The 8317-nt window shown below is 43.8% G+C and carries 9 protein-coding genes; 5 read left to right on the forward strand and 4 right to left on the reverse strand.

What is annotated here, in order from left to right:
- From pyrI to ACCM36_RS09295, 3 genes are all read right to left on the reverse strand, one after another.
- Positions 1-482 (reverse strand): aspartate carbamoyltransferase regulatory subunit (pyrI, locus tag ACCM36_RS09285; protein ID WP_370573475.1); only part of this gene is annotated, 482 nt, incomplete at its 3' end.
- On the reverse strand, positions 479-1405 hold the full coding sequence (gene pyrB, locus ACCM36_RS09290; RefSeq protein ID WP_370573476.1) for an aspartate carbamoyltransferase: 927 nt from the start codon (positions 1403-1405) through the stop codon (positions 479-481). The genes pyrB and pyrI, both read right to left, overlap by 4 nt.
- A 68-nt stretch (positions 1406-1473) precedes the next feature.
- On the reverse strand, positions 1474-1929 hold the full coding sequence (locus ACCM36_RS09295; RefSeq protein WP_370573477.1) for a DUF5788 family protein: 456 nt from the start codon (positions 1927-1929) through the stop codon (positions 1474-1476).
- A 112-nt stretch (positions 1930-2041) separates the two neighbouring features.
- Between ACCM36_RS09295 and hxlA the strand changes: the two genes are divergently transcribed.
- Genes hxlA through ACCM36_RS09310 form a run of 3 tightly spaced genes read left to right on the forward strand, consistent with a single transcriptional unit; the run spans position 2042 to position 4272 of the window.
- Positions 2042-3322: a 3-hexulose-6-phosphate synthase gene (gene hxlA / locus ACCM36_RS09300; RefSeq protein WP_370573483.1), complete on the forward strand. Its 1281-nt coding sequence runs from the start codon at positions 2042-2044 to the stop codon at positions 3320-3322.
- Between the two features lies 1 nt (position 3323).
- Positions 3324-4091: an A24 family peptidase C-terminal domain-containing protein gene (locus ACCM36_RS09305; RefSeq protein ID WP_370573478.1), complete on the forward strand. Its 768-nt coding sequence runs from the start codon at positions 3324-3326 to the stop codon at positions 4089-4091.
- Positions 4092-4143: 52 nt separating this feature from the next.
- A complete protein-coding gene (locus ACCM36_RS09310) occupies positions 4144-4272 on the forward strand; it encodes a hypothetical protein (protein ID WP_370573479.1) in 129 nt (42 codons plus the stop codon).
- A 21-nt stretch (positions 4273-4293) separates the two neighbouring features.
- On the opposite strand, the gene recQ is transcribed toward ACCM36_RS09310, so the two are convergent.
- Positions 4294-6363 (reverse strand): DNA helicase RecQ, encoded by a 2070-nt coding sequence (gene recQ, locus ACCM36_RS09315; RefSeq protein ID WP_370573480.1) that lies wholly within the window; start codon positions 6361-6363, stop codon positions 4294-4296.
- Between the two features lie 180 nt (positions 6364-6543).
- Here recQ and guaA point away from each other — a divergent pair, with 180 nt between their 5' ends.
- A complete protein-coding gene (gene guaA / locus ACCM36_RS09320; protein ID WP_370573481.1) occupies positions 6544-7458 on the forward strand; it encodes a glutamine-hydrolyzing GMP synthase in 915 nt (304 codons plus the stop codon).
- Positions 7459-8317: archaeosine biosynthesis radical SAM protein RaSEA (locus ACCM36_RS09325; protein ID WP_370573482.1), on the forward strand; the 859-nt coding region annotated here is incomplete at its 3' end.

The raw sequence follows: 8317 nt of genomic DNA on the forward strand, positions 1-8317 counted from the left end.
AGATGATCAGCTATGTTCTCGGATATTATCCGCTCACAATAGACGCAGCGCAGGTTTATTGTGTTGTCTTCTTCATATACCCGGAATTTGGATGTGATGGGTTCCGAACTGTTAGATATGCAGTTTGGATTGATACATTGTACCACTCCTTCCACGTAATCCGGGATTTCCACCCTGTTCTTTTTGAGGACTTTAAAATTCCTTATTATATTAATGGTTGCAGTGGGTGCTATCAGTGATATCTTGTCAAGTTCTTTTATTTTCAGTTCCCTATTTTCGATCTTTACCACATCTTTCTTCCCGTACTTGCTGGGAGAATTAATGATGACACTTACCACACTTTCAAATTGTCCGGGCAGTTTGAGGATATGCAGGACATTAAGGGCCTGACCTGCATTTATGTGATCAATGACCGTGCCATTTTCGATAGGCCGAACCCTAAGTCCCGGTTCCAGCTCAAAGTCCGTGTGCTCCGGATTCATTCCATCCCTCCCATTACAAGTGCCAGAAGTGCCATCCTTACGGGCACTCCATAAAAAGCCTGCTTGAAATAACAGGCATGTGGAGTTTTGTCTACAAGCGGGTCTATCTCATTGACCCTAGGCAACGGATGCATGATCTTCAGATGACTTTTAACATTCTCAAGCAGTTCCGGTGTAATTTGCAGACTGCTGGCTACCCGGAGGTATTCCGCAGGATCAGGGAACCTCTCCTTCTGTATCCTGGTCACATATAATACATCCACTTCAGTGATGGCCTCGTCTATGGAATCCGTTTCTCTCACCTTCATGCCTCTTGCTTCCAGATCTTTTATTATCTCGTAGGGCATGCGCAGTTCATCCGGTGAAACAAGGGTTATATCAGCTCCATAATGGGCAAGCGCATAACATAGGGAATGTACGGTCCTTCCATATTTCAGATCCCCTGCCAGTGCAATCTTTAAACCTTCGAGTTTGCTCTCACGCTTGATGGTGTAAAGGTCCAGTAATGTTTGAGTAGGGTGATGCCCTGCACCATCTCCTGCATTGATCACAGGGACATTGGAGAACTCTGAAGCCATGCGTGCAGCACCTTCCTTTGGGTGTCGTAATATAATGGCGTCTGCGTAGCTCTGTACCACACGAATGGTATCTGCCAGTGTCTCTCCCTTTGATATAGAGCTCGCATCCACTGATCCCATACTCAGTACTTCTCCCCCCAGTCGTATCATTGCAGTTTCAAAAGACATGCGTGTTCTGGTACTGGGTTCAAAGAACAGTACAGCAAGCACCTTTCCAGTAAGCATGTCAGAGCGTTCTTTCATGACAGCTATGGATTCCAGCTTTTCTGCTGTTTCCAGTATATGATCGATCATCTCTTTTGAGAAATCTTTCATTGATAAGATGTGCAGATCTTTGAAATACATTTATCGTAAGAGGTGCTGCATGGGATATAATATTTGCTGGCGGCTTCATTGATGATCCAAGCACCAGTTCATTTACTCTTATCTTTGTCCGTTATTATCTCTTTGACAAGGTGCTCCCATTCCTTCTCTTCAACATCTTCACATACATGCTTTGTATCCTGTGATTTTTTTCTCTGAGTTTCCTCTTCTATTTGAGTGAGATCCATTATGGCTCTCATGATGCCCGCAGTTTCATTGAACAGGTTTCTCGCTTCTTCATAACTGATATCATCGCGTTCAAGAGCTCTTTCATATTCACGTTCCTTTTCTTTTAGCAAAGAAAGGAAATGATCTATATTTTTTATATCTGCTTTTGAAAAGAGAGTTTTATTAACGATCTCCCAGATTATCTCATGAAGCTTGACCTTTTTGCCTTCGATCTCTACTTCCCTTGGTATATTTTCACCTACCCAGAAAAGAGGTCTATGCAGCCTGTTCAGCAACATGTTCCGCTCATTGTCTGTGATCTTGTCCTCACTTGCCAAAGCACTTCTCCCCTTATTGGGTTAGGATACATTCAATATTAAATCCCTCGATTAAGTTTATAGGGGTTCAGGTACGTGTAGTAGTAATTAATTATATTCAGAAGGTGATTAGATCATACCTATCATTCAGGTAGCCCTTGACCTGGTTGAAACAGACCGTGCCGTACAGATCGCAAAAGAAGCTATCGAAGGCGGTGTCGACTGGATAGAGATTGGGACTCCGTTGATCAAGAGTGAAGGAATGGAAGCAGTGCGAGCTCTAAAAAAAGCTTTTCCTAACGTGACAATACTTGCCGATATGAAGGTGACTGACACAGGTGCACTTGAAGTGGAAATGGCTTCAAAGGCAGGTGCTGATGTTGTCATGGTACTGGCAGGTGCTGATGATTCTACGATCATTGAATCTGTGAAGGCTGCAAAAAAGTATGGTGCTAAAATAATGGCAGACCTTATCTCTGTACCAGATCCTGTTTCAAGGTCTGAAGAACTTGAAAAGATGGGTGTCGATTATATCAATGTGCATGCTGGTATCGATCAGCAGATGGTGGGGAGAGACCCTCTGGATATCGTATCTGAAATTGTAAAGGTCGTGTCCATTCCTGTTGCAGCAGCGGGTGGCCTGGATGCAGCAGGTTGTGCCAAAGCAGTGCAGGCAGGCGCAAGTATTGTCATTGTAGGTGGCAACATCATCAGGTCTGCGAATGTATATGCTTCTTCCAGAAAGATAAGGGAAAGCGTGGATTCCCCTTCGGTTGTAATAGTTTCTAAACCTTCTCAGGACTCAGAGGTCCGTAAACTGTTGCTGGAAGTTTCCACCCCTAATATCTCGGATGCCATGCACCGTAAAGGTGTCATGAAGGACATCCGTCCCATGATAAAAGGTAAAAAAATGGTAGGTACTGCTGTAACGGTACAGACATTTGGTGGCGATTGGGCAAAGCCCGTTGAGGCTATAGACATGGCGAAAGAAGGAGATGTTATTGTTATTTATAATGGCAGGAGGGATGTAGCTCCATGGGGTGGTCTGGCTACTCTCAGTTGTCTAAATAAGGGCATTACGGGAGTTGTTATAGATGGGGCTGTAAGGGACATTGATGATATCAGTACCATAGGCTTGCCAGTATTCGCAAGTAGCTATGTGCCAAATGCCGGTGAACCTAAAGGGTTCGGTGAAATTAATACCGAGATAACCTGCGGGTCACAGATAGTCAAGCCAGGAGATTATATTGTAGGCGATGATAATGGGGTTGTAGTAGTACCAAAGGAAAACGCCTATGAGATCGCAAGGAGAGCTAAAGAAGTGGAAAAAACTGAAAAACGTCTTTTTGAGGAGATAAAAAGAGGTTCAACGCTTTCCGAAGTGATGAAGCTCAAAAAATGGGAGAAACAGTGATATGATCGAACTCCTCAAAGTTCTTGTATGCCTGCCTTTTTTAGTATATTCTTGTTATTCTGACATAAAGACACGCCGGGTATCCAATAAGGTTTGGCCTATTATGCTGGGTGCCGCTTCGCCTCTCATACTCTATGAGATGATCACTTCAGGCTTACCCTATATTTTCAGGACTTTAATTTCGTTTGTAGTGATATTCGTTTTTGTGTACATTCTCTTCATGTTGCATGCTTTCGGGGGAGCAGATGCCAAAGTGCTCATGGTCATTTCTATCATCCTGCCTATTTTTCCCAAATTGTCAGTGAATTCTTTACAACTTCCTTTTTGGGGAGCTCCTCTTTTGGACTTGTTCACATTCAGTGTTTTTAGTAATTCGGTGTTGCTTACCATCATAGTACCTTTTGGTCTATTACTCTACAATATAGTAACTGTGAATCCAAAAGAGCTTGTCAAAAAGCCGTTCTATGCTCTTATAGGTTACAGGCAGCTGATCAACAACCTGCAAGAGGGTCATATCAGACTGATAGAAAAGTATGAGGAAACACCTGACGGTGTGATCCCAAAATTTACGCGCACCGGCACTTCCATAGATGCCGATACCATCCTGAAGCTGAAAGAACTCCATAGAAAAGGCTTGATAGGAGAACATGTGTGGATCACTCCAGGTCTTCCTTTTATGATACCCATAACCGCAGGTTTTTTAGCCGCTGTTGTTTTCGGTGATCTTATATTCTATCTGTCTTTCAATTACCTTGTGCCTCTGATCTGACCGGCAATGTTTAGTAACTGGTTTCATATATGTTTTTATGGAGGTATATCAATTGGGAGAACAGGATACTAAAGAGGAAAAGCAAGATAAGGATAAAGAAGAGGTCGCAAAGATCAGTCCTATCCACCCGGGTGACAGGCGAGGGCATGGAAAACGTCATCTGCTGGATACATGTGAGTGAGATTCTCCTATTTCCAACAGGCTATTTTTTATGAAGCAGTATCTCTGACCAGATCTCTTCTATATATTTGTCAGATGCTTCGGCGCCGAGTTGTTCTTTTGTCAGTCTGATGAATTTTTCTCTAAGGCTGATTATGCACTGGATCACTTTTTCTTTCTTTTCACCTTCATTTCCAGCGTCCTTTTTCTCTGCTTCACTAGTATGTTTTGGGGTGCCATTCAGATGATCCCGTATTTCTGTCAGGAACATATCTCCATATTTCTGGAGTTTGTATTCTCCGACACCTGTAATTTCCAGTAATTCTTTTTCATTAAAGGGCATCTGGGTTGCCATCTGTTTCAGGCTCGTATCTGCAAATATGATGTATGGTGGAACTTTTTCACTGCTGGCAATCTTTTTTCGTAGTTCCTTTAGTCTGGAGAACAATTCAGTATCCACTCTGCTATATTTTCCAGTTTGTTTTTTTGTCTCGTATCCGACATCTTTCTCTTTTAGCAGCAATGAATTATTTTTGACCACTTTTTCCAATTTCTCGGTTACTATCAGCTTATTCGGTGTGACTAGAAACTCTTTGTTTTCCGTTGACATCTGACTAACTTCTACGATCCTGTTTTCTGCAGTGACCTGTTGGCTGCCTTCATCAAGTTTGAGCAAAGGGTATCTGGAACCTTCGAGTTTCAATATTCCCTGATGGACCAGTTCTCTTGCAATATCTACCCACCTGTCCTTTGGAAGATAAGTTCCCATCCCGTGACTACTCAGGCGATGATGTCCTTTTTCGGTTATCTTTTTGCTATTTGACCCGGTCAGTATCTCCGTCACATGCGTGATACCATATCGCTGGCCGACTTCCTGCACGCATTTGATGAGCAACTTTGCTTCTTCTGTAGCATCCGTTCTTTTCACAGGCTGCAGGCATACATCACATCCACCACAGTTCTCCTCATCAAGTTCTTCACCAAAATAGTGTAGCAGCATTTTTCTTCGGCATATTGTGCTCTGGCAATAGTCCATTACCTCTTTAAGTTTTGATCTGGCTGCTTCTCTTTCTTCGTTCTTTGCCATCTGGTCAATGAAGTAATCTATCTTGTATTTGTCACCACGGCTGAAAAATAGTATACATTCACATTCAAGGCCATCCCTGCCACCTCTGCCAGTTTCCTGATAATAACTTTCAAGATTACGCGGAAGGTCGTAGTGGATCACAAAACGCACATTGGGTTTATCTATCCCCATTCCAAAAGCTATGGTGGCAACGATGATCTCCGCGTCATCCTTTATGAAAATATCCTGGTTCCTGCTCCTTGCAGCATCAGAAAGCCCGGCGTGGTAAGGCAGGGCATTGAACCCACTTTTACGTAATTTTCCAGTTAGTTCATCTACGGTCTTGCGGCTCTGGCAATATATTATCCCGCTTTTGTCTTTTCTGTCCCGCAGGAATTGCACGATCTGTTCATAGGTATCTTTCTTTGGTCTGACCTGATAAAGCAGATTTTTACGGTTGAAGCTGGCTACGTATGTATTACAATCCTTAATGTGTAGCTGGGATATTGTATCTTCCCGCACCTTGGGGGTGGCGGTAGCCGTGAGCGCTATGACAGGGATGTGCGGGTACTTTCTTTTAAGGATGCTTAGTTTCCTGTACTCAGGTCTGAAATCATGTCCCCATTCTGAGATACAGTGGCTTTCATCTATGGCGAACAGGTTCACTTTTATTCTGTCGAACAGGGACAATGTACTGGACAAAGTTAGCCTTTCAGGAGCAACATACAGTAATTTGATGATGTTCTTTTCAAGTTCCTGTTTTATCCGGTTGCTTTCCTTGTAACTTAATGTACTGTTCAGATATGCTGCTTCAACGCCATTGGCCCGAAGTGTGTCCACCTGATCCTTCATAAGAGAAATGAGTGGTGACACTACCACAGTGACACCGTTCATCAGAAGTGCCGGTAACTGGTAACAGAGTGATTTTCCTCCTCCGGTGGGCATCAACACGAAAACATCTTTTCCCGCAAGGACATCTTTTATAATATCTTCCTGCAGGGGTCTGAATGTATTGTATCCGAAGTACTTGCTTAATGTTCGGCGCATCGCTTTACAGTTAACAGTGACTGTATATAACTATAGTTGATGACGATCTTTATAATTGAAGCTAACTCCACAAGAATTTAAATACCACATCGACAGCATTAAATCATATATATGTAATAATCCGGTCAGATCACTGACATATCCTATTACTATCATCAATGTGATATATGGAGCAATCCCATGGTTAAAGTTGACAGATTCATTCCTCAGAGTATAGAGAAAATACAGAAACAGATCTCTGGCCCTGCCATTATAGCTCTTTCAGGTGGTGTTGACAGCTCTGTCTGTGCTGTACTTGCACACCGTGCAATAGGTGAGTTGCTATTTCCTATTTACATAGATACAGGGCTCATGCGTAAAGGAGAGACTAAGAGGATAAAGGAAATATTCTCTGATATGAACTTACAGGTCGTAGATGCCAGGGAGCGTTTCCTGGGAGCGCTTAAAGGTATAGATGACCCGGAACTGAAGCGTAAAGCTGTCGGTGAAACATTCATCAGGGTATTTGAAGAAGAGGCGCGGTTGCTTAAAGCAGAGTTCCTTATTCAGGGAACAATATATCCTGACAGGATAGAATCCGAGGGTGGCATTAAATCCCACCACAATGTAGGTGGTCTTCCTTCAGTGATGGATTTTAAATCTATTGTAGAACCTCTGGAGGACCTGTATAAGGATGAGGTGCGGGAAGTTGCCAGAGCACTTGGTCTGCCGCATGAGATCTCCGAAAGAATGCCATTTCCAGGTCCGGGACTTTCTGTGCGTATAGTAGGTGAGGTTACTGAGGAAAAAGTGGAGGCTGTAAGGGAAGCGAATGCCATAGTTGAAGAAGAACTCCTTGAACGTTTTTGTCCATGGCAGACCTTTGCGGCTATAGTAGGAAAGGGCACCGGTGTTAAGGGTGACCAGCGGGTACATGGCTGGATAGTTGCAGTACGTGCTGTCGGTTCCCGTGATGGTATGACCGCAGAAGCCATGGAACTGCCCTGGGATGTGCTAAAGCGTATTGAGTCGCGCATTACAGGCGAGATATCTTCCGTCGCCAGAGTTGTGTATGATCTATCCCCGAAACCCCCTGCAACCATCGAGTTCGAGTAAATGTCACTAAATACAAGAGTTCTTGAGATACGTCAGAGGCAGCGGATCAAGCCGACTCCTCTGGACATGCCATCTGCCGTGTGGACAGGTAAGGACCATGTGGATGGGAATGTAGAGAATACCCTTACCATGATCTTCCGTACTTCCGGTTGCTGGTGGGGTAAGGTGGGAGGCTGTACCATGTGTGGTTACGTGTATGACAGCGCTCATACTTCTCCTTCTGCGGACGATCTTGTTTCCCAGTTCCGGAAGGCCATGGTCAAGGCTTCAAAATTTGACAGGTTCATGGTCAAGATATTTACATCCGGTAGTTTCCTTGATGAGAAGGAAGTGCCCGCAGATGCCCGCTCAAAGATATTGTCTCTTCTGGAAGAAGAAGTCCGTGTCTTTAAAGTAGTGGTGGAATCCCGTCCAGAGTTCCTGACAGACGAATCTATGAAGTTCTGCCTTGCTCATCTTAAAGACACTTTGTTCGAGGTTGCCATCGGTCTTGAGACCAGTTCGGACCTCATCAGAAAACACTCCATTAATAAAGGTTTTACTTTCAGGGATTTTACCAGGGCTGCCGAAGTTGCAAAAGCAAACAGTGTAGCAGTAAAGACATATCTTATGCTCAAACCTCCGTTCATCTCAGAAAAACAGGCTTTGGAGGATATCGTCACCTCTGTGAAGGAAGCTTCGGCATATTCCAGTGTGATCTCCATCAATCTATGTAATGTGCAGAAAGGTACACTGATCGAGTATCTATGGGAGCGGGGAGAATATCGTCCTCCATGGCTGTGGAGCATTGTGGAGATCCTTAAAAGGACAAAACAGGAATTCCCACATCTTACCATCACTTCCGACCCTGTAGGTGCAG

The sequence above is a fragment of the Methanomethylovorans sp. genome, assembly GCF_041305605.1.
In the GTDB taxonomy this organism is placed as follows: domain Archaea; phylum Halobacteriota; class Methanosarcinia; order Methanosarcinales; family Methanosarcinaceae; genus Methanomethylovorans.